At 63.8% G+C, this 19,830-nt stretch carries 13 protein-coding genes and 3 rRNA genes; 11 read left to right on the plus strand and 5 right to left on the minus strand.

Annotated features, from left to right (window positions below; all coding sequences use genetic code 11):
• The first annotated feature begins 1 nt into the window (after position 1).
• The 7 genes from PGN37_RS00805 to PGN37_RS00835 are packed head-to-tail and all read left to right on the plus strand — an operon-like array spanning position 2 to position 6,849.
• A complete protein-coding gene (locus PGN37_RS00805; protein ID WP_335329116.1) occupies positions 2–511 on the plus strand; it encodes a F0F1 ATP synthase subunit B in 510 nt (169 codons plus the stop codon).
• Positions 511–1,848 carry a F0F1 ATP synthase subunit B/delta gene (locus tag PGN37_RS00810; RefSeq protein WP_335329117.1) on the plus strand — a complete coding sequence of 446 codons (1,338 nt, stop codon included), beginning with the start codon at positions 511–513 and terminating at the stop codon, positions 1,846–1,848. Before PGN37_RS00805 ends, PGN37_RS00810 begins: the two co-directional genes overlap by 1 nt.
• A gap of 49 nt (positions 1,849–1,897) precedes the next feature.
• On the plus strand, positions 1,898–3,538 hold the full coding sequence (atpA, locus tag PGN37_RS00815; protein WP_335329118.1) for a F0F1 ATP synthase subunit alpha: 1,641 nt from the start codon (positions 1,898–1,900) through the stop codon (positions 3,536–3,538).
• Between the two features lie 41 nt (positions 3,539–3,579).
• Positions 3,580–4,509, plus strand: a complete 930-nt coding sequence (locus PGN37_RS00820; protein ID WP_335329119.1) for a F0F1 ATP synthase subunit gamma — start codon at positions 3,580–3,582, stop codon at positions 4,507–4,509.
• Between the two features lie 33 nt (positions 4,510–4,542).
• The gene (gene atpD, locus PGN37_RS00825) at positions 4,543–5,994 is read left to right on the plus strand and encodes a F0F1 ATP synthase subunit beta (RefSeq protein ID WP_048422046.1); all 1,452 of its coding nucleotides are present in this window, start codon (positions 4,543–4,545) and stop codon (positions 5,992–5,994) included.
• A gap of 36 nt (positions 5,995–6,030) precedes the next feature.
• Entirely contained in the window at positions 6,031–6,396 is a 366-nt protein-coding gene (locus PGN37_RS00830) for a F0F1 ATP synthase subunit epsilon (RefSeq protein ID WP_335329120.1), read from the plus strand.
• 6 nt (positions 6,397–6,402) lie between these two features.
• Positions 6,403–6,849, plus strand: coding sequence for a DUF2550 domain-containing protein (locus PGN37_RS00835; RefSeq protein WP_335329121.1), 447 nt, complete (start codon positions 6,403–6,405; stop codon positions 6,847–6,849).
• On the opposite strand, the gene PGN37_RS00840 is transcribed toward PGN37_RS00835, so the two are convergent.
• The gene (locus tag PGN37_RS00840) at positions 6,843–7,418 is read right to left on the minus strand and encodes a cob(I)yrinic acid a,c-diamide adenosyltransferase (protein ID WP_335329122.1); all 576 of its coding nucleotides are present in this window, start codon (positions 7,416–7,418) and stop codon (positions 6,843–6,845) included. The genes PGN37_RS00835 and PGN37_RS00840 overlap by 7 nt on opposite strands.
• A 76-nt stretch (positions 7,419–7,494) precedes the next feature.
• Between PGN37_RS00840 and murA the strand changes: the two genes are divergently transcribed.
• The 4 genes from murA to rrf all read left to right on the plus strand — a co-directional run bounded on the left by murA (position 7,495) and on the right by rrf (position 14,390).
• Positions 7,495–8,748 carry a UDP-N-acetylglucosamine 1-carboxyvinyltransferase gene (gene murA / locus PGN37_RS00845; RefSeq protein WP_335329123.1) on the plus strand — a complete coding sequence of 418 codons (1,254 nt, stop codon included), beginning with the start codon at positions 7,495–7,497 and terminating at the stop codon, positions 8,746–8,748.
• Between the two features lie 340 nt (positions 8,749–9,088).
• Positions 9,089–10,606, plus strand: a 16S ribosomal RNA gene (locus PGN37_RS00850).
• Positions 10,607–11,029: 423 nt separating this feature from the next.
• Positions 11,030–14,155: ribosomal RNA gene (locus PGN37_RS00855) — 23S ribosomal RNA — on the plus strand.
• Between the two features lie 122 nt (positions 14,156–14,277).
• Positions 14,278–14,390 (plus strand): 5S ribosomal RNA (rrf, locus tag PGN37_RS00860).
• Together the 16S, 23S and 5S rRNA genes form the textbook arrangement of a ribosomal RNA operon.
• A gap of 60 nt (positions 14,391–14,450) precedes the next feature.
• Here the strand turns inward: rrf and PGN37_RS00865 are convergent.
• The 4 genes from PGN37_RS00865 to PGN37_RS00880 are packed head-to-tail and all read right to left on the minus strand — an operon-like array spanning position 14,451 to position 19,828.
• Positions 14,451–14,954, minus strand: coding sequence for a methylated-DNA--[protein]-cysteine S-methyltransferase (locus tag PGN37_RS00865; RefSeq protein ID WP_335329124.1), 504 nt, complete (start codon positions 14,952–14,954; stop codon positions 14,451–14,453).
• Positions 14,954–16,438 carry a DNA-3-methyladenine glycosylase 2 family protein gene (locus tag PGN37_RS00870; protein WP_335329125.1) on the minus strand — a complete coding sequence of 495 codons (1,485 nt, stop codon included), beginning with the start codon at positions 16,436–16,438 and terminating at the stop codon, positions 14,954–14,956. The genes PGN37_RS00865 and PGN37_RS00870 overlap by 1 nt, the downstream gene beginning before the upstream one ends.
• Positions 16,439–16,494: 56 nt before the next feature.
• Entirely contained in the window at positions 16,495–17,427 is a 933-nt protein-coding gene (locus PGN37_RS00875) for a LysR family transcriptional regulator (protein WP_335329126.1), read from the minus strand.
• Between the two features lie 55 nt (positions 17,428–17,482).
• Complete coding sequence (locus PGN37_RS00880) at positions 17,483–19,828, minus strand: CaiB/BaiF CoA-transferase family protein (RefSeq protein ID WP_335329127.1); 2,346 nt, start codon at positions 19,826–19,828, stop codon at positions 17,483–17,485.
• Positions 19,829–19,830 lie beyond the last annotated feature (2 nt).

Genomic DNA, 19,830 nt, shown 5'->3' on the forward strand with positions numbered 1-19,830 from the left:
CATGGGTGAAACCACCGCACGGGTCTTGGCAGCCGAAGAAGGAGGCGGGGGGACCAGTAACTTCCTGATCCCCAACGGCACCTTCTTCTTCGTCCTGCTCATCTTCCTGATCGTGCTCGGCGTGATCTGGAAATGGGTGGTGCCTCCGGTGAGCAAGGTGTTGGCCGAGCGCGAGGCGATGCTCGCCAAGACCGCTGCCGACAACCGGAAGGCCGCTGAGCTGACGGCGGCTGCCCAGGCGGATTACGAAGAGACCATGGCCAAGGCGCGCAGTGAGGCCGCGTCGATCCGCGACGAGGCCCGCGCAGAGGGTCGCCAAGCGGTCGACGAGGCCAGGGCCGAGGCAGGTAACGAGGTGTCGGAGAAGCTGCAGTCGGCCAACGCCGAGCTGGAGCGCAACGCTGAGTCGACCAACGAGGAGTTGCAGTCGTCGGTCGACGGTCTGTCGACCACCCTCGCCAGCCGGATCCTCGGCGTCGACGTCAACGGCACCGCAAGCGAGAGGCGCTGATGTCCACCTTCATCGGACAGCTGGTCGGATTCGTGATCATCGTGGCGATCATCGTCAAATGGGTGGTCCCGCCGGTCCGCAAGCTGATGAACACCCAGCAGGAAGCGGTGCGTGCCGCGCTCATGGAGAGCAAGGCCGCCGCCGACAAGCTGGAGAACGCCGACGCGGAGCACGCCAAGGCTGTCGAAGAGGCCAAGAGCCGCGGTGAGAAGCTGACCGAGGAGGCTCGTGCCGATTCGTCGCGGATCACCGAACAGCTGCGCGAGCAGGCCGGCACCGAAGCCGAGCGCATCAAAGCGCAAGGCGACCAACAGGTTTCGCTGCTCCGTCAGCAGACCATCCGTGGCCTGCGTCAGCAGCTGGGGTTGGAGTCGGTGGACAAGGCGGAGCAGATCATTCGCGATCAGCTTGCCGACGACGATGCGCAGGCCGCTTCGGTGGACCGGTTTCTCGACCAACTCGACGACATGGCACCGTCCCCGGCCGTTCTCGAGGCTGGCGCCCCGCTCAATCTGCGTGCCGCCAGCCGGGAAGCTCTCGCCGAGGTCGTCAAGAAGTTCGAGTCGGTCACCGATGGTGCCGACGCGGACGGCCTGACGACGTTGGCCGACGAGCTCACCTCGGTCGCCACACTGTTGACCAAGGAGCACGCGCTCAACACCCATCTCGCCGAGCCCGCCGACGATCCGGCCGCCAAGGAGCGCTTGGTCGAGCGCCTGTTCGCCGACAAGCTCGCCGAGGCGTCTGTCGATCTGCTCAAAACCGCTGTGGCACAGCGCTGGTCGACCGACGGGAACCTCGTCGACGCCCTCGAGCACGTCGCCCGGCTGGCACTGCTGGTCCGCGCGGAGCGCAACGAACAGAGCGAAGAGGTCGAAGAGCAGCTGTTCCGTGTGGGCCGAGTGCTCGACGCGGAATCGCGGCTTAACCGCTTGCTGTCCGATCCGACGGTGTCCGCCGACAAGCGGATCGAGCTGCTGAACAAGGTCGTCGAGGGCGGCGGGGGAGTCAACGACACCACCGCGGCGCTGCTGGCTCAGACCGTCCGGCTGCTGCGCGGTGGGCTCGCCGATGCAGCCGTCGCCGATCTCGCCGAGCTGGCGGTGTCCCGCCGCGGCGAAGCGGTTGCGGAGGTCACTGCCGCGACCGAGATCAGCGACTCGCAGCGGACGCGTCTGACCGAAGTCCTCAGCCGCATCTACGGCACCGACGTGTCGGTGCAGCTCGACGTCGATCCCGCCATCCTCGGCGGACTCCTCATCACCGTCGGCGAAGAGGTCATCGACGGCTCCATCTCCTCCCGGTTGGCAGCGGCCCGCACGGGCCTGCCGGACTGACCGGCCCAGAACTCCCAGCAACGAAACACGAAGGTAGGAAGACGAACCCATGGCAGAGTTGACAATCTCGGCTTCTGACATCGAGGGCGCGATCGAGGACTACGTCTCCTCCTTCGCCGCCGACTCCGACCGTGAAGAGATCGGCACGGTCGTCGACGCGGGCGACGGTATCGCTCACGTCGAAGGCCTGCCCTCGGTCATGACCCAGGAACTGCTCGAGTTCCCCGGTGGCGTGCTCGGTGTCGCGCTGAACCTCGACGAGCACACCGTCGGCGCCGTGATCCTCGGTGAGTTCGAGAAGATCGAAGAGGGCCAGCAGGTCAAGCGCACGGGCGAGGTGCTCTCGGTGCCCGTCGGCGACAAGTTCCTCGGTCGCGTCATCAACCCGCTGGGTCAGCCGATCGACGGCCAGGGCGACATCGAGGCCGACGCCCGTCGTGCGCTCGAGCTGCAGGCGCCCTCGGTGGTGCAGCGTCAGGGCGTGTCAGAGCCGCTGCAGACCGGCATCAAGGCCATCGACAGCCAGACCCCGATCGGCCGTGGCCAGCGCCAGCTCATCATCGGTGACCGCAAGACCGGTAAGACAGCGGTCGCGGTCGACACGATCCTCAACCAGCGCGAAGCCTGGGAGACCGGCGACCCGAGCAAGCAGGTGCGCTGCGTGTACGTCGCGATCGGCCAGAAGGGCACCACGATCGCCTCGGTGAAGCGGGCCCTCGAAGAGGGTGGCGCGATGGAGTACACCACCATCGTCGCGGCCCCCGCCTCCGACGCCGCTGGCTTCAAATGGCTTGCGCCGTACACCGGTTCGGCCATCGGCCAGCACTGGATGTACGACGGCAAGCACGTGCTGATCGTGTTCGACGATCTGTCGAAGCAGGCCGACGCCTACCGCGCGATCTCGCTGCTGCTGCGCCGTCCGCCGGGTCGCGAAGCGTTCCCCGGTGACGTCTTCTACCTGCACTCGCGGCTGCTGGAGCGCTGCGCGAAGTTGTCCGACGAGCTCGGCGGCGGCTCGATGACCGGTCTGCCGATCATCGAGACCAAGGCCAACGACATCTCGGCGTTCATCCCCACCAACGTCATCTCGATCACCGACGGCCAGTGCTTCCTGGAGTCCGACCTGTTCAACCAGGGTGTGCGCCCGGCCATCAACGTCGGTGTGTCGGTGTCGCGCGTCGGCGGCGCCGCTCAGATCAAGGCGATGAAAGAGGTGGCGGGCTCGCTGCGTCTGGAGCTCTCGCAGTACCGCGAGCTCGAGTCGTTCGCCGCGTTCGCCTCGGATCTGGACGCCGCTTCGAAGGCCCAGCTTGACCGCGGTGCTCGCCTGGTCGAGCTGCTCAAGCAGCCGCAGTACACGCCGTACTCGGTCGAGGATCAGGTCATCGCGATTTTCCTCGGCACCGGTGGCCACCTCGACTCGGTTCCCGTCGAAGACGTCGCTCGCTTCGAATCCGAACTGCTGGAGCACATCAAGGGCTCTCACAGCGGAATCCTCGACAGCATCCGGGAGAGCAAGAAGTTCCCGGAAGAGGAGCAGGACAAGGTCAGCGACATCATCAACGAGTTCAAGAAGGGCTTCTCCGCCACGGACGGAAGCTCGGTCGCGGTCGACGACAAGACCGAGGCGATGGACGAAGAGGACGTCGAGAAAGAGTCCGTCAAGGTTCGCAAGCCGGCCAAGAAGTAAGACCGACAACGACGTTGGACCGAAAGGGTCTGGAGAGCTAGATGGCTGCAACACTGCGCGAGCTTCGGGGGCGCATCCGTTCCGCCGGGTCGATCAAGAAGATCACCAAGGCACAGGAGCTGATCGCGACCTCGCGAATCTCGAAGGCGCAGGCCCGAGTCGAAGCGGCTCGGCCCTACAGCACCGAGATCACCAACATGCTGACCGAGCTGGCGAGTGCCAGCGCGCTGGATCACCCGCTGCTCGTCGAGCGGGAGAACCGTCGCCGGGCCGGTGTGCTGGTGGTGTCCTCGGACCGCGGTCTGTGCGGGGCGTACAACGCCAACGTGCTGCGGCAGTCCGAGGAGCTCTTCGCCCTGCTGCGTGACGAGGGCAAGGAGCCTGTGCTCTACGTCGTCGGGCGTAAGGCGCTGGGCTACTACAACTTCCGGCAACGCGAGGTCGTCGAGTCCTGGACCGGTTTTTCCGAGCGTCCCGAGTACGAGAACGCGAAGGAGATCGCCGAGACCCTGGTGTCGGCGTTCATGGCCGGTGCCGACGACGACGGTGAGGACGCCGGCGCCGACGGCGTGCTCGGCGTCGACGAACTCCACATCGTGTTCACCGAGTTCAAGTCGATGCTCTCCCAGAGCGCAGCGGCACGCCGGATCGCGCCGATGGTGGTGGAGTACGTCGAGGACGATCGTCCCGACGACGGCCCCCGCACCCTGTTCACGTTCGAGCCCAACGCGGAAACGCTGTTCGACGCGCTGCTGCCGCGCTACGTGGCCACCCGCGTCTACGCCGCGTTGCTCGAGGCGGCTGCCTCGGAGTCGGCCTCCCGCCGGCGCGCCATGAAGTCGGCCACCGACAACGCCGACGATCTGATCAAGTCCCTCACCCTGGCGGCCAACCGCGAGCGGCAGGCACAGATCACCCAGGAAATCAGCGAGATCGTCGGCGGCGCCAACGCGCTGGCCGACGCCAAATGACCTCCAGCAGCATCGGTTAGGAAGCGAAGAAAAATGAGCGCACCCGCAGAAGAGAAGTCCAAGGAAAGCACCAAGGAGACCACCGGTCGCGTGGTTCGTATCACCGGCCCGGTGGTGGACGTGGAGTTCCCCCGCGGTTCCGTGCCCGAGCTGTTCAACGCGCTGCACGCCGAGATCTCCTACAAGGAGCTGTCGAAGACGCTGACCCTCGAGGTCGCGCAGCACCTCGGTGACAACCTGGTGCGCACGATTTCGATGCAGCCCACCGACGGCCTTGTCCGCGGCGTCGAGGTGACCGACACCGGCAACTCGATCTCGGTGCCCGTCGGCGACGGCGTGAAGGGCCACGTGTTCAACGCCCTGGGCGACTGCCTCGACGAGCCCGGCTACGGCAAGGACTTCGAGCACTGGTCGATCCACCGCAAGCCGCCGGCCTTCTCCGAGCTCGAGCCTCGTACCGAGATGCTCGAGACGGGCCTCAAGGTCGTCGACCTGCTGACCCCGTACGTGCGCGGCGGAAAGATCGCCCTGTTCGGCGGTGCCGGCGTGGGCAAGACGGTGCTCATCCAGGAGATGATCAACCGCATCGCCCGCAACTTCGGTGGTACCTCGGTGTTCGCCGGCGTGGGTGAGCGCACCCGCGAGGGCAACGACCTGTGGGTCGAGCTCGAGGACGCCAACGTGCTCAAGGACACCGCGCTGGTGTTCGGTCAGATGGACGAGCCGCCGGGCACGCGTATGCGTGTCGCGCTGTCGGCGCTGACCATGGCGGAGTACTTCCGCGACGAGCAGGGCCAGGATGTGCTGCTGTTCATCGACAACATCTTCCGGTTCACCCAGGCCGGTTCCGAGGTGTCGACGCTGCTCGGACGTATGCCGTCCGCGGTGGGCTACCAGCCGACTCTGGCCGACGAGATGGGTGAGCTCCAGGAGCGCATCACCTCGACCCGCGGTAAGTCCATCACCTCGATGCAGGCCGTGTACGTGCCCGCCGACGACTACACCGACCCGGCGCCGGCGACCACCTTCGCGCACCTGGATGCGACCACCGAGCTCTCTCGTACGGTGTTCTCGAAGGGCATCTTCCCGGCCGTGGATCCGCTGGCATCGAGCTCGACGATCCTCGACCCGGCCGTCGTCGGTGACGAGCACTACCGCGTCGCGCAGGAAGTCATCCGAATCCTGCAGCGCTACAAGGACCTTCAGGACATCATCGCCATCCTCGGTATCGACGAACTCGCCGAAGAGGACAAGCAGCTGGTGAACCGGGCGCGTCGTATCGAGCGCTTCCTGAGCCAGAACATGATGGCGGCCGAGCAGTTCACCGGTCAGCCGGGCTCGACGGTGCCACTCAAGGAGACCATCGAGGCCTTCGACAAGCTCACCAAGGGCGACTTCGATCACCTGCCCGAGCAGGCGTTCTTCCTGATCGGTGGTCTCGATGACCTGGCGAAGAAGGCCGAAAGCCTCGGCGCAAAGCTGTGATGAGCGCTCTGACGGCAGTACGGAAGGTGGTGTGACATGGCGGAGATGAACGTCGAGATCGTCGCCGTGGAACGTGAACTCTGGAAGGGCGAGGCGTCCTTCCTGTTCACCCGCACCACCGCGGGTGAGATCGGCATCCTGCCCCGGCACATTCCGCTCGTAGCCCAGCTCGTCGACGATGCGATGGTGCGGGTCGAGCGGGACGGTGAGGACGATCTGCGGATCGCCGTCGACGGGGGTTTCCTGTCGGTGACGGAGGAGACCGTCCGCATCCTGGTCGAGAACGCACAGTTCGAAGACGAGATCAACGCCGACGACGCCAAGCAGGATTCCGAATCCGACGACGAGCGGACGGCGGCATGGGGCAGGGCGCGGCTGCGCGCCCTCGGCCAGCTGGACTGACCGGCGATGAGCGCGTCCATGCTGTTCATGGTCGCGCTGGTCAGCGTGCTTCTGCTGGCCGTCATCGCACTGAGCTACCGGTTGTGGAAGCTACGCCAGGTGGGCGGTACTGCAGCGATCCTGCGTGACGTGCCGGCCATCGGCGGCCACGGTTGGCGCCACGGTGTGATGCGGTATCGCGGTGGCGAGGCGCAGTTCTATCGAGTCTCCAGCCTCCGGTGGTGGCCCGATCGGACACTCAGCCGCCGGGGGTTGGAAGTCGTGTCGCGACGGCCTCCGCGCGGCGACGAGTTCGACATCATGACCGACGAGATCGTGGTCCTCGAGCTGCGTGACGTCGTGCCCGACCGTGGCCGGGGATACGAAATCGCCCTCGATCGTGGTGCGCTGACCGCATTCACCTCGTGGGTCGAATCGCGACCTTCACCCCGAGCGCGTCGACGCAGTTACTGAGCCGGACCACCCGGGCGCCACAGCACATCGCCATCGGGGTTGGCCACCCGCGACAGGATGAACAGCAGGTCGGACAATCTGTTCAGGTACTTCGCCGGGAGCACGCTGATCGAGTCGCCGTGAGCGTCGACCGCCAGCCACGCGGATCGTTCGGCGCGCCGCGCGACCGTGCGCGCGACATGCAGAAGTGCGGAGAGCCCTGTGCCGCCGGGCAACACGAACGAGTTGAGCGCTGGCAGGGGCTCGTTGAACTTGTCGCACCATGTCTCGAGACGGTCGATGTAGCTCTGCTGGATCCGCAGCGGCGGGTACTGCGGGTTGTCGACCACGGGCGTGGACAGGTCCGCGCCCGCGTCGAACAGGTCGTTCTGGATGCGGCGGAGTACCTCGAGAAGGCGTTCATCGGGGTGCCCCAGAGCGACCGCGACGCCGATCGCGGCGTTCGTCTCGTCACAGTCGGCGTACGCCACCAACCGCGGGTCGTTCTTGGACACCCGGCTGAAATCACTGAGGCCTGTGGTCCCGTCGTCGCCGGTCCGGGTGTAGATCCGCGTCAGATGCACAGCCATGCCCAAACCGTACGGGACGCGTCCGGGGTGGTTCGCGGAGACTGACATGGGTCAGCCCGCTGTTTACACTGACCGCGTGGGTGAGCGTTTCGTGGTGACCGGCGGCAGTCGGTTGGCAGGCGAAGTGGCTGTCGGAGGCGCCAAGAACAGCGTCTTGAAGTTGATGGCCGCGTCCTTGCTGGCCGAGGGCACCAGCACCATCACCAACTGTCCAGACATCCTCGACGTCCCGCTGATGGCCGAGGTGCTTCGTGGCCTCGGCGCGACCGTCGATCTGGACGGCGACGTCGTCCGCATCACGTCGCCAGACGAGCCCAAGTACGACGCCGACTTCGCCGCGGTCCGTCAGTTCCGCGCGTCGGTGTGCGTGCTCGGTCCGTTGGTCGGTAGATGCAAGCGGGCGAAAGTGGCGCTGCCGGGGGGAGACGCGATCGGGTCCCGCCCCCTGGACATGCATCAGGCGGGCCTGCGGCTACTCGGTGCGCGATGCACGATCGAGCACGGCTGTGTGGTGGCCGAGGCCGACCACCTGCATGGAGCCGAGATCCAGCTCGAGTTCCCGTCGGTCGGTGCCACCGAGAACATTCTCATGGCAGCGGTCCTCGCCGACGGCGTGACCACGATCCACAATGCGGCGCGCGAGCCGGACGTCGTGGACCTGTGCACGATGCTCAATCAGATGGGCGCCCAGGTGAGCGGCGCCGGGTCGTCGACCCTGACCATCACCGGTGTCGACCGGCTTCATCCCACGGAGCATCGGGTCATCGGCGACAGGATCGTCGCCGCGACGTGGGGGATCGCCGCGGCGATGACGCGTGGGGACATCTCGGTGACCGGGATCGACCCCGCGCACCTGCAGTTGGTGCTGCACAAACTGCACGACGCCGGCGCGACCGTGACGCAGTCCGACGACGGCTTCCGAGTGGTGCAGTACGAACGGCCGAAGGCGGTCAACGTCGCGACGTTGCCGTTCCCCGGTTTTCCGACCGACCTCCAGCCGATGGCCATCGGCCTGGCCGCGATCGCGGACGGCACATCGATGATCACGGAGAACGTGTTCGAAGCGCGGTTCCGTTTCGTCGAGGAGATGATCCGGCTGGGTGCGGATGCTCGCACCGACGGTCATCACGCGGTGGTGCGGGGCATCCCGCAGCTGTCGAGTGCACCCGTCTGGTCGTCGGACATCCGCGCGGGCGCCGGGTTGGTGCTCGCCGGCTTGGTCGCCGACGGTGACACCGAGGTGCACGACGTGTTTCACATCGACCGCGGGTATCCGAAGTTCGTGGAAAATCTTGTCAGTCTGGGCGCGGAGATCGAGCGCGTCAGCTAGGGTCCGCCGTTCGTTTTGGCCTCTTGCGCTGGGGATTTGGGCGTCTGGCCGACAGCACGTAGTATTTCCTTCACAAGCCGATGACCCCGGTCGAAAGACCTGAGGTTGGAGCTTGACCGCCCTGATCACATGCAGTACAGTGGCAGGGTTGCCTGAAAACGGCGGTGTTGTTTGAGAACTCAATAGTGTGTTTGGTGGTTTTTGTTTGTTGTTTTTTGTTGTGTCCGCATTTTCCCGTTTGGGGGCATGACGTTTTTTTGGATGCCAGTTTGTGGTGTCTGTTGTTTGTGATCGGATTTTTCTGATTCGAATTCTGCCCGGGGTTGTCCCTGGGGGTTTTTGTTTGGAGAGTTTGATCCTGGCTCAGGACGAACGCTGGCGGCGTGCTTAACACATGCAAGTCGAACGGAAAGGCCCTTCGGGGTACTCGAGTGGCGAACGGGTGAGTAACACGTGGGTGATCTGCCCTGCACTTTGGGATAAGCCTGGGAAACTGGGTCTAATACCGAATAGGACCACGGCATTCATGTGCTGTGGTGGAAAGCTTTTGCGGTGTGGGATGGGCCCGCGGCCTATCAGCTTGTTGGTGGGGTAATGGCCTACCAAGGCGACGACGGGTAGCCGGCCTGAGAGGGTGACCGGCCACACTGGGACTGAGATACGGCCCAGACTCCTACGGGAGGCAGCAGTGGGGAATATTGCACAATGGGCGCAAGCCTGATGCAGCGACGCCGCGTGAGGGATGACGGCCTTCGGGTTGTAAACCTCTTTCGCCAGGGACGAAGCGCAAGTGACGGTACCTGGAGAAGAAGGACCGGCCAACTACGTGCCAGCAGCCGCGGTAATACGTAGGGTCCGAGCGTTGTCCGGAATTACTGGGCGTAAAGAGCTCGTAGGTGGTTTGTCGCGTTGTTCGTGAAAACTCACAGCTTAACTGTGGGCGTGCGGGCGATACGGGCAGACTGGAGTACTGCAGGGGAGACTGGAATTCCTGGTGTAGCGGTGGAATGCGCAGATATCAGGAGGAATACCGGTGGCGAAGGCGGGTCTCTGGGCAGTAACTGACGCTGAGGAGCGAAAGCGTGGGGAGCGAACAGGATTAGATACCCTGGTAGTCCACGCCGTAAACGGTGGGTACTAGGTGTGGGTTTCCTTCCTTGGGATCCGTGCCGTAGCTAACGCATTAAGTACCCCGCCTGGGGAGTACGGCCGCAAGGCTAAAACTCAAAGGAATTGACGGGGGCCCGCACAAGCGGCGGAGCATGTGGATTAATTCGATGCAACGCGAAGAACCTTACCTGGGTTTGACATGCACAGGACGTGCCTAGAGATAGGTATTCCCTTGTGGTCTGTGTGCAGGTGGTGCATGGCTGTCGTCAGCTCGTGTCGTGAGATGTTGGGTTAAGTCCCGCAACGAGCGCAACCCTTGTCTCATGTTGCCAGCACGTTATGGTGGGGACTCGTGAGAGACTGCCGGGGTCAACTCGGAGGAAGGTGGGGATGACGTCAAGTCATCATGCCCCTTATGTCCAGGGCTTCACACATGCTACAATGGCCGGTACAAAGGGCTGCGATGCCGTGAGGTGGAGCGAATCCTTTCAAAGCCGGTCTCAGTTCGGATCGGGGTCTGCAACTCGACCCCGTGAAGTCGGAGTCGCTAGTAATCGCAGATCAGCAACGCTGCGGTGAATACGTTCCCGGGCCTTGTACACACCGCCCGTCACGTCATGAAAGTCGGTAACACCCGAAGCCGGTGGCCTAACCCTTGTGGAGGGAGCCGTCGAAGGTGGGATCGGCGATTGGGACGAAGTCGTAACAAGGTAGCCGTACCGGAAGGTGCGGCTGGATCACCTCCTTTCTAAGGAGCACCACGAGAGCTCGGCCCGCCCACATCGTGTGGGGGTTCGGTGACCGTAGCCGATTCGTGAAGATGGCCTGTCATCTGTAGTGGATGCAGGTCTGGTGCAATTCAACAAACGTTGAGTGCTGGAACGGGATTCACCCTTTTGGGGGTGGATCGCCGGCGCGAGATCATCGGACACACTATTGGGCTTTGAGACAACAGCCCGTTGGTTCTCTGGCCACTGTGTGTGGTGAGAGGTGCTGTTGTTGCCCTGCTTTGGTGGTGGGGTGTGGTGTTTGATTTGTGGATAGTGGTTGCGAGCATCTGATCGCAGACAACTCTTGTGTGGGTTGTGTGGGGTCAGCATGTAATGCAAATTTTTCTGATACCCGCACACATGCGTGTGTGTGGGTGATGACTCATTTTTTTGGTTTTGTGTTGTAAGTGTTTAAGGGCGCATGGTGGATGCCTTGGCACTGAGAGCCGATGAAGGACGTGGGAGGCTGCGATATGCCTCGGGGAGCTGCCAACCGAGCGTGGATCCGAGGATGTCCGAATGGGGAAACCCAGCACGAGTGATGTCGTGTTACCCAGCGCTGAATATATAGGCGTTGGGGGGGAACGCGGGGAAGTGAAACATCTCAGTACCCGTAGGAAGAGAAAACAACAGTGATTCCGTGAGTAGTGGCGAGCGAAAGCGGAGGATGGCTAAACCGTGTGCATGTGATACCCGGCGGGGGTTGTGTGTGCGGTGTTGTGGGGCGTTTCTTCTTCTCTCCGCCGAGAGGAGCGAAAGTGATCAACCGTTGTGTTAGGTGAAGTGGTCTGGGATGGCCTGCCGGAGAGGGTGAGAGCCCCGTACCTGAAAACGTGACGGCTTTCGTGAAATGTTTTCCCCGAGTAGCAGCGGGCCCGTGGAATCTGCTGTGAATCTGCCGGGACCACCCGGTAAGCCTGAATACTTCTCAGTGACCGATAGCGGATTAGTACCGTGAGGGAATGGTGAAAAGTACCCCGGGAGGGGAGTGAAAGAGTACCTGAAACCGTGCGCTTACAATCCGTCAGAGCCCTCGACTTGTCGTGGGGTGATGGCGTGCCTTTTGAAGAATGAGCCTGCGAGTCAGGGACATGTCGCGAGGTTAACCCGGGTGGGGTAGCCGTAGCGAAAGCGAGTCTGAATAGGGCGTATCCACACAACAGTGTGTGGTGTAGTGGTGTGTTCTGGACCCGAAGCGGAGTGATCTACCCATGGCCAGGGTGAAGCGCGGGTAAGACCGCGTGGAGGCCCGAACCCACTTAGGTTGAAGACTGAGGGGATGAGTTGTGGGTAGGGGTGAAAGGCCAATCAAACTCCGTGATAGCTGGTTCTCCCCGAAATGCATTTAGGTGCAGCGTCGCAGTGTTCGTGTCGGAGGTAGAGCTACTGGATGGCCGATGGGCCTCACAAGGTTACTGACGTCAGCCAAACTCCGAATGCCGACACGGTGTAATGCGGCAGTGAGACGGCGGGGGATAAGCTCCGTGCGTCGAGAGGGAAACAGCCCAGATCGCCGGCTAAGGCCCCTAAGCGTGTGCTAAGTGGAAAAGGATGTGCAGTCGCGAAGACAACCAGGAGGTTGGCTTAGAAGCAGCCACCCTTGAAAGAGTGCGTAATAGCTCACTGGTCAAGTGATTGTGCGCCGATAATGTAGCGGGGCTCAAGCACACCGCCGAAGCCGCGGCAGCATACCTTGTGTGTGCTGGGTAGGGGAGCGTCCTGCATCCGGTGAAGCCGCCGAGTGATCGAGTGGTGGAGGGTGTGGGAGTGAGAATGCAGGCATGAGTAGCGATAAGGCAAGTGAGAACCTTGCCCGCCGAAAGACCAAGGGTTCCTGGGCCAGGCCAGTCCGCCCAGGGTGAGTCGGGACCTAAGGCGAGGCCGACAGGCGTAGTCGATGGACAACGGGTTGATATTCCCGTACCCGTGTGTGAGCGTCCCTGATGAATCACCGGTACTAACCGCCCAAAACCAGCATCACTGATCCCTTCGGGGTGACGGATTCTGGGGCTGCGCGGGACCTTCGGTGGTAGTAGTCAAGCGATGGGGTGACGCAGGAAGGTAGCCGTACCAGTCAGTGGTAATACTGGGGCAAGCCTGTAGGGAGAACGATAGGCAAATCCGTCGTTCACATATCCTGAGAGGTGATGCATAGCCGAGTGAGGCGAATTCGGTGATCCTATGCTGTCGAGAAAAGCCTCTAGCGAGCGCACACACGGCCCGTACCCCAAACCAACACAGGTGGTCAGGTAGAGAATACCAAGGCGTACGAGTGAACTATGGTTAAGGAACTCGGCAAAATGCCCCCGTAACTTCGGGAGAAGGGGGACCCCCATACCGTCAACACCCTTGCGGTGGGCAGCGGGAGGGGGTGGCACAAACCAGTGAGAAGCGACTGTTTACTAAAAACACAGGTCCGTGCGAAGTCGCAAGACGATGTATACGGACTGACGCCTGCCCGGTGCTGGAAGGTTAAGAGGACCTGTTAACCCGTAAGGGTGAAGCGGAGAATTTAAGCCCCAGTAAACGGCGGTGGTAACTATAACCATCCTAAGGTAGCGAAATTCCTTGTCGGGTAAGTTCCGACCTGCACGAATGGCGTAACGACTTCTCAACTGTCTCAACCATAGACTCGGCGAAATTGCATTACGAGTAAAGATGCTCGTTACGCGCGGCAGGACGAAAAGACCCCGGGACCTTCACTACAACTTGGTATTGGTGCTCGATACGGTTTGTGTAGGATAGGTGGGAGACTGTGAAGCGGTCACGCCAGTGATTGTGGAGTCGTTGTTGAAATACCACTCTGATCGTATTGGGCCTCTAACCTCGAACCGTATATCCGGTTCAGGGACAGTGCCTGGTGGGTAGTTTAACTGGGGCGGTTGCCTCCTAAAAAGTAACGGAGGCGCCCAAAGGTTCCCTCAACCTGGACGGCAATCAGGTGTTGAGTGTAAGTGCACAAGGGAGCTTGACTGCGAGACATACATGTCGAGCAGGGACGAAAGTCGGGACTAGTGATCCGGCACCTCTGAGTGGAAGGGGTGTCGCTCAACGGATAAAAGGTACCCCGGGGATAACAGGCTGATCTTCCCCAAGAGTCCATATCGACGGGATGGTTTGGCACCTCGATGTCGGCTCGTCGCATCCTGGGGCTGGAGCAGGTCCCAAGGGTTGGGCTGTTCGCCCATTAAAGCGGCACGCGAGCTGGGTTTAGAACGTCGTGAGACAGTTCGGTCTCTATCCGCCGCGCGCGTCAGAAGCTTGAGGAAATCTGTCCCTAGTACGAGAGGACCGGGACGGACGAACCTCTGGTCCACCAGTTGTCCCACCAGGGGCACCGCTGGATAGCCACGTTCGGACAGGATAACCGCTGAAAGCATCTAAGCGGGAAACCCCCTCCAAGACCAGGCTTCTCACCCATTTCAGTGGGATAAGGCCCCCCGCAGACCACGGGATCGATAGACCAGACCTACACACCCAGCAATGGGTTCAGGGAACTGGCACTAACCGGCCGAAAACTTACAACAACAACAAAACCTCGCAACCACACCACACACGGTCAAACAACAACGACCACACCCCACCACCAAAAAACCAGGGGCTATAAACTTCCCCACACAAGGGGATCACGATAACAAGTGAATACAGTTACGGCGGCCATAGCGGCAGGGAAACGCCCGGACCCATCCCGAACCCGGAAGCTAAGCCTACCAGCGCCGATGATACTACCCACCCGGGTGGAAAAGTAGGACACCGCCGAACACACATTGACCTGTGCCCCCCAATTCTGTTGGGGGGCACAGGCATTTGTGCTGTGGTTCCTCAGTCGAAAAGAGTGGCGCCGGCAGGTGCGTACTGCTTCTCCATGCCGAGCAACGCTTTCTTGCGGTCGAGTCCGCCGCCGTATCCGGTGAGACTTCCGTTGGCTCCTATGACGCGATGGCACGGAACGATGATGCTGATCGGGTTGTGCCCGTTGGCCAGTCCTACCGCCCGGGATGCGCCTGGTGTCCCGATCTGTGCCGCGATCTCACCGTACGAGCGTGTCTCGCCATACGGAATCGTCTGCAGCGCAGCCCATACCGTGCGTTGGAACTCCGTCCCCACCAGCTCGAGCTCGACATCGAACTCCTGCCGGTCGCCGCGGAAGTACTCGCCGAGCTGCTGCACGACGTCGGTGAACGCGTCGTCGTCGGGTTCCCAACCAGCCCGGCTCGGCTCATAGGTCTGCTCGACCATCCGCACATGCTGCAAACGGCTGCCGATGCCGGCCAGGGTGAGGACCCCGATGGGGCTCTCGACGGTCCGGTACCTGATGCTCTCCATCATGTCTCCTTCGGTGGCCACTGATTGACCGAGTGTTCGAGTGTTGTCCAAAGATGTTGTGTCACATAGGAACGCCACGGTCTCCAGCGCTCACTGTGTGCGGCGAGCGATTTCGCGTCCTCGGCGAGTCCGAGGTGGCGCGCCGCGATGACGACGCCGAGATCCGTCGCGGGAAAGGCATCGGGATCGCCGAGGCCGCGCATCGCGATCATTTCTGCCGTCCACGGCCCGATGCCGGGGAGAGCCAGCAGCTGCTCGCGGCCGCGGTCCCACGAACTTCCCGAATCCAACACCAGCGCACCGCTTCCGAGTGCGTCGATCAACGTCGTCACCGTGCGCTGACGGGCCTTCGGCACCGCCAGGTGGCGCATGTCGATGTCGCTCAGATCATCGGTCGAGGGAAACGTGTGGGTCAGGCCCCCACCTGGATCACTGACCGCGTGTCCATAGGCTGCGGCCAATCGAGCGGCATGCGTTCGTGCGGCCGCGGTCGAGACCTGTTGTCCCAGAACGACACGCAATGCCAGTTCGTGCTCGTCGACAGTCCGCGGGATGCGTTGCCCCGGAGCTTTGGCGATCACCGCGGCCATCCGCTCGTCTGCGCTGAGGGCGTCGACGACAGCTTCCGGGTCGGCGTCGAGATCCAGCAGGCGACGACACCGGGCGATGGCGGCGGGGAGATCGCGGAAGTCCTCGAGTCTCAACACGCATCTGACGTGATCGGGCTGTGGAGTGAGCTCGACGATGCCGCCGCCATGGGGCAGTCGCAGTGTGCGCCGGTACGTCTCGTCGCGCGTCTCTTCTACGCCCGGTATCGCGGTCGCCGCCAGGTGGCCGAACACACCCTCGTAGGCAAATGGTGTTCGCACCGGCAACCGCAGTGACAGCACACCGCTGCTACCTGCATCGTCGTCGAACCGTTCGCGGGCGCGTTGGCGCAGCATCGTCGGCGTCAGATCGCAGACGGCACGCACCGTGTCGTTGAACTGTCTGATGCTGGCGAAGCCGGCCGCGAAAGCGACGTCGCTGAACGGCATCTCGGTGGTCTCGATCAGGACCCGCGCCATCTGTGTGCGTTGCGCTCGGGCCAGCGCCAGCGGCGTGGCTCCCACTTCGGCGTGCATCAGGCGTTCCAGCTGACGCACCGTGTAGCCGAGCCGCTCTGCCAATCCGGTGACGCCGTCGCGGTCCACGGTGCCGTCGGCGATCAATCGCATCGCCCGCGCCACGACATCACCGCGGACGTTCCATTCCGGCGAGCCGGGGGAGGCGTCGGGCCGGCACCGTTTGCAGGCGCGGAAGCCCGCGCGCTGTGCGGCTGCAGCGGTGGGGAAGAACTCGACGTTGCGGGCGAATGGCGGACGAGCCGGACAACTCGGCCGGCAGTAGATCTTCGTCGTGAGCACCGCGGTGACGAACCAGCCGTCGAACCTCCCGTCCTTGGCCTGGACGGCGCGGTAGCAGCGGTCGAAATCGGAGTGCATACATCGACAATGGCACGTGCCGCTCGCGAGGACTAGCGGAAAAGCGACATGGCAGTTCAGCCGCCGCGGCGCGCCGGCCCCAACCGCTCGCAGATCTGCTCGACCATTCGCTCGACGTCGCCCAACCGTTGCCCCAGCCGCTCCGGCACCCATGCCAACGCGATCTCGGCGGGCGCCCATGTGCTCTCCTCGACGGGTATCAGAGCGAATTCGGGCGGGGAGAAGATCTTGCCGATGAACGAGTCGGGGGCATAGCTCACCACGGCGACGAGGTGGCGATTGAACACCTGGGTGGCCATCTCGACTTCGCCTCCGCGCGTGTTGGTGGTGCGGACGATCCGATGGATACCCCGGCGATTGAGACGTCGGGTCAGCCCGGCCAACACGACAGGATTCGGCCGCGCGAAGTCGATCGCGACCTCGCGCTCGCGGAGTTCCTCGATCGCCACGGCGTCCCTGCTCGCCAGGGGGTCGTCGAAGCGCACGGCGATCCCACCCTGATAGGTGGCGACGACCCGCGAGCGCAGCCGTTTGTCGGTGGCAGGCAGGTGGATCAGTCCGAGCTCGGCCCGCCCGGCGATCAGCATCGCGGTCACCTCCGCGGCCGAACCGGGCATGCTGAACTCCAGCGGACCCGGAAGCCCGCCGATCACCGCTTCGAGCTGGCCGAGCAGGTCCGACGGGGCGTATGCCGTCGCGCTGACCCGCAGCGGTGCGAGTCCGCGGATCTCCTGCTGAGCCGCCGACCTGAAGTCTTCGACCTGACGCAGAATCTCCCGCGCGGGGCCGATCAGCCGCTGCCCCAGTGGGCTCAGTCGTACCTCGTGGTAGCCGCGCTCGAAAAGCTCACCGCCGAGTTCCTTTTCGAGCAGCTTGATCTGCTTGCTCAACGGGGGAGGGGTGATCAGCAGCTTCTCGGCGGCGCGCGCGAAGTGCAGTTCGTCGGCGACAGCGACGAAGTACCTGAGCCTGGTGAAGTCGATGTCCATCCCCTGCCCGTCCGCGACCTACGGGAATGCTACGAGACCGCGGCGCGCACCCCTGTCACAGTGGGGCAACGGCATCCATCTGGGGTGTCTCGAGCACACCGCGGTCGTGCAAGTCGGCGATCTGCGCCGGATCGAGGCCCAGGAGTTCGGCTGCGATCTCGGCGGTCTGCTCGCCCAGCAGAGGTGCCTGCCCCAACGGTGGGTCTGCCACATGGGAGCAGTGGATCTGGACGTTCTCCATCACGAACGGTGCGGACCCGAACGGGTGCAGCTCCTCGCGGAACATCCGGCGCTGCCGGTAGTAGCCGAAGCCGGGGACTTCGTGGGCGCGCAGCACCGCGCCGGCAGGGATGCCGGCGGCCTGGAGTTCGGTCATCGCTTCCGTCTTGGATCGGGCGACCGTCCACTCCCGCAGGGCATCGCCGAGCCCACCGCCCGTAGCGCCGGGAACGCCGACGACCCGGCCGAGAGCGGCCAGCTCGTCGCCGGATCGTGGTGTCACCGCGACCCACTCGTCGTCGCCGGCCGCGGCGAAGACGCCCGACGGTGTGTCGGGTTCCGGAGGGTCGGTGTCGAGGTGCCCGGACCGTCGCAGAGCGTCTGCGGCGATGTCGGCGGCAAGATGGGTGAGCATCACCTCGGCCTGTGAAACGCTCGCGGCCCCACCAGTTCCCGTGCGTTCCCGGCGGATCAGCAGGGCCAGTGCCGCCATCGAGCCGATGCGTGCAGCGACATGGTCGGGATACACGGTGACGGTGTCGCAGAACGTGTCTGGCTCGCCCGGATACACCCACAGGTTGGTGAAGCCGACCGCTGCACGCACCAACGGTCCGTAGCCGAGTCGTGCGGCCCACGGCCCGGTCGGGCCGAATGCCGAGCTGTCGACGACCACGATCTGCGGGTTGATCTGTCGCAGCGTCGCATGGTCCATGCCCAGCGCCGCCGCCACACCCGGTTTGAAGTTGGTGAGCACGACGTCACTGCACCGCACCAGGCGGTGCGCCAACGCCCGGCCTTCGTCGTCACGCAGGTCGATGCCGATCGAGCGTTTGTTGCGGTGCCCGGCCGCATAGGGTTCCGTCATCGCGGTCGGCTTGCCGAGGCGTAACCCGTCGGGATAGGCGGAGTGTTCGATCTTGACGACGTCGGCGCCGAGATCGCCGAAGAAGCGGCCGGTGTCGGCGCCGACGACGATCACGCCGAGGTCCAGCACACGCAGGCCTTCGAGCGGAAGGCCCCGACCCTGACGCTCTCGCGCCCCCAGGACCGGTGCCGACGCGAGGCGCTCGGACACGCGGTCCAGGGGCGCCGTGGCCCGATGGCCGTCGATCTCGCACACACCGGCGGGGATCGGCGCCACCACGCCCGGCGCCAATTCGACGTCACGGAAGAAGCCGCGGGCGGTGAAGTGGTCGGCGGCCAGCGCCTCGGACAACGTCAGCACCGCAGCGGTCGGCACACCGTGGGCCTGCCCCCGCTCCTCGAGTTCGGCTCGGGTCTTGTCGGCGCAGAACCGTGCGATGGCCTGCTGCAGATGCGGTGAGTGAAAACGCTTGCCGAGCTTGTCGTAGGCCGGATCGGCGAACTCCTGCGGGCTGCCCATCAACGCGAACATGCCGCGCCATTGCCGCTTGGACAGGATGCAGATGCGGACGTGACCGTCCCTGCAGGCGATGATCGGATAGCGCTGCCGTTCGGCCTCCCAGTCGCGCTGCTGGGCGCTGAGGGCGACACCGGCCGACGCACTGCCCGCGCTCCCGAACGGTGGGTCCAGGGTCTGCATCGCACCGTCGAGGACGGAGAAATCGATGAGATCGCCGTCGCCGGTGCGTAACCGATCCAGGAACACGCTCAGTGTCATCGCCGCGGCCTGGGCCGCCGCCACCTGGTAGGGCAGCTGTACCGGCGGGACCAGTGGGGCTCGACCGGGGATGCCGGAACGTGACAGCTCACTGCTGAGTGCGTGCAGTACCGGTGTCGTCGCCTGCCAGGACTGGAAGTCGTTGTCGCGCCCGAAGTCACTGATCGAGAGGATCACCAAGGCGGGATGACGGGCGCGAAGCGCACGCACCGACAGCGTCGCCTCGGCGGGAGATCCGGGGCGGGTGTTCTCGACGAGGATGTCCGTGTCAGTCAGGAGGGCGTCGAACTGCGTGCGGCCCGCAGCTGTTGACGCATCGATCTCGACGGTGGGCAGCCCGTGGCGGTCGATCGCGGTCTGCACGGGTACCGAGGCGACGTGGGGGCCGACGGGGTCGTCGACGGTGAGACCGGGCATTCGCAGCACCGTGACGTGGGCTCCCAGGTCGGCGTAGAGGCGGCCGACGGCCGTCATCGGACCGGTGGAGGCGTCGAGGACGCGCACGCCCGCCAGGGGCGGATCGTATGCGGGAGAACACATGT

It is taken from the genome of Mycobacterium kyogaense, assembly GCF_036946525.1.
GTDB lineage: Bacteria > Actinomycetota > Actinomycetes > Mycobacteriales > Mycobacteriaceae > Mycobacterium > Mycobacterium kyogaense_A.

What these genes read in the sequence shown, in the direction of transcription:
- PGN37_RS00865 (WP_335329124.1), bottom strand. Translation starts at nt 14,954, where the DNA reads ATGGAGAGCATCAGGTACCGGACCGTCGAGAGCCCCATCGGGGTCCTC.
- PGN37_RS00870 (WP_335329125.1), bottom strand. Translation starts at nt 16,438, where the DNA reads ATGCACTCCGATTTCGACCGCTGCTACCGCGCCGTCCAGGCCAAGGAC.
- atpA (WP_335329118.1), top strand. Translation starts at nt 1,898, where the DNA reads ATGGCAGAGTTGACAATCTCGGCTTCTGACATCGAGGGCGCGATCGAG.
- PGN37_RS00835 (WP_335329121.1), top strand. Translation starts at nt 6,403, where the DNA reads ATGAGCGCGTCCATGCTGTTCATGGTCGCGCTGGTCAGCGTGCTTCTG.
- PGN37_RS00880 (WP_335329127.1), bottom strand. Translation starts at nt 19,828, where the DNA reads ATGTGTTCTCCCGCATACGATCCGCCCCTGGCGGGCGTGCGCGTCCTC.
- PGN37_RS00805 (WP_335329116.1), top strand. Translation starts at nt 2, where the DNA reads ATGGGTGAAACCACCGCACGGGTCTTGGCAGCCGAAGAAGGAGGCGGG.
- PGN37_RS00810 (WP_335329117.1), top strand. Translation starts at nt 511, where the DNA reads ATGTCCACCTTCATCGGACAGCTGGTCGGATTCGTGATCATCGTGGCG.
- PGN37_RS00840 (WP_335329122.1), bottom strand. Translation starts at nt 7,418, where the DNA reads ATGGCTGTGCATCTGACGCGGATCTACACCCGGACCGGCGACGACGGG.
- PGN37_RS00820 (WP_335329119.1), top strand. Translation starts at nt 3,580, where the DNA reads ATGGCTGCAACACTGCGCGAGCTTCGGGGGCGCATCCGTTCCGCCGGG.
- PGN37_RS00830 (WP_335329120.1), top strand. Translation starts at nt 6,031, where the DNA reads ATGGCGGAGATGAACGTCGAGATCGTCGCCGTGGAACGTGAACTCTGG.
- atpD (WP_048422046.1), top strand. Translation starts at nt 4,543, where the DNA reads ATGAGCGCACCCGCAGAAGAGAAGTCCAAGGAAAGCACCAAGGAGACC.
- PGN37_RS00875 (WP_335329126.1), bottom strand. Translation starts at nt 17,427, where the DNA reads ATGGACATCGACTTCACCAGGCTCAGGTACTTCGTCGCTGTCGCCGAC.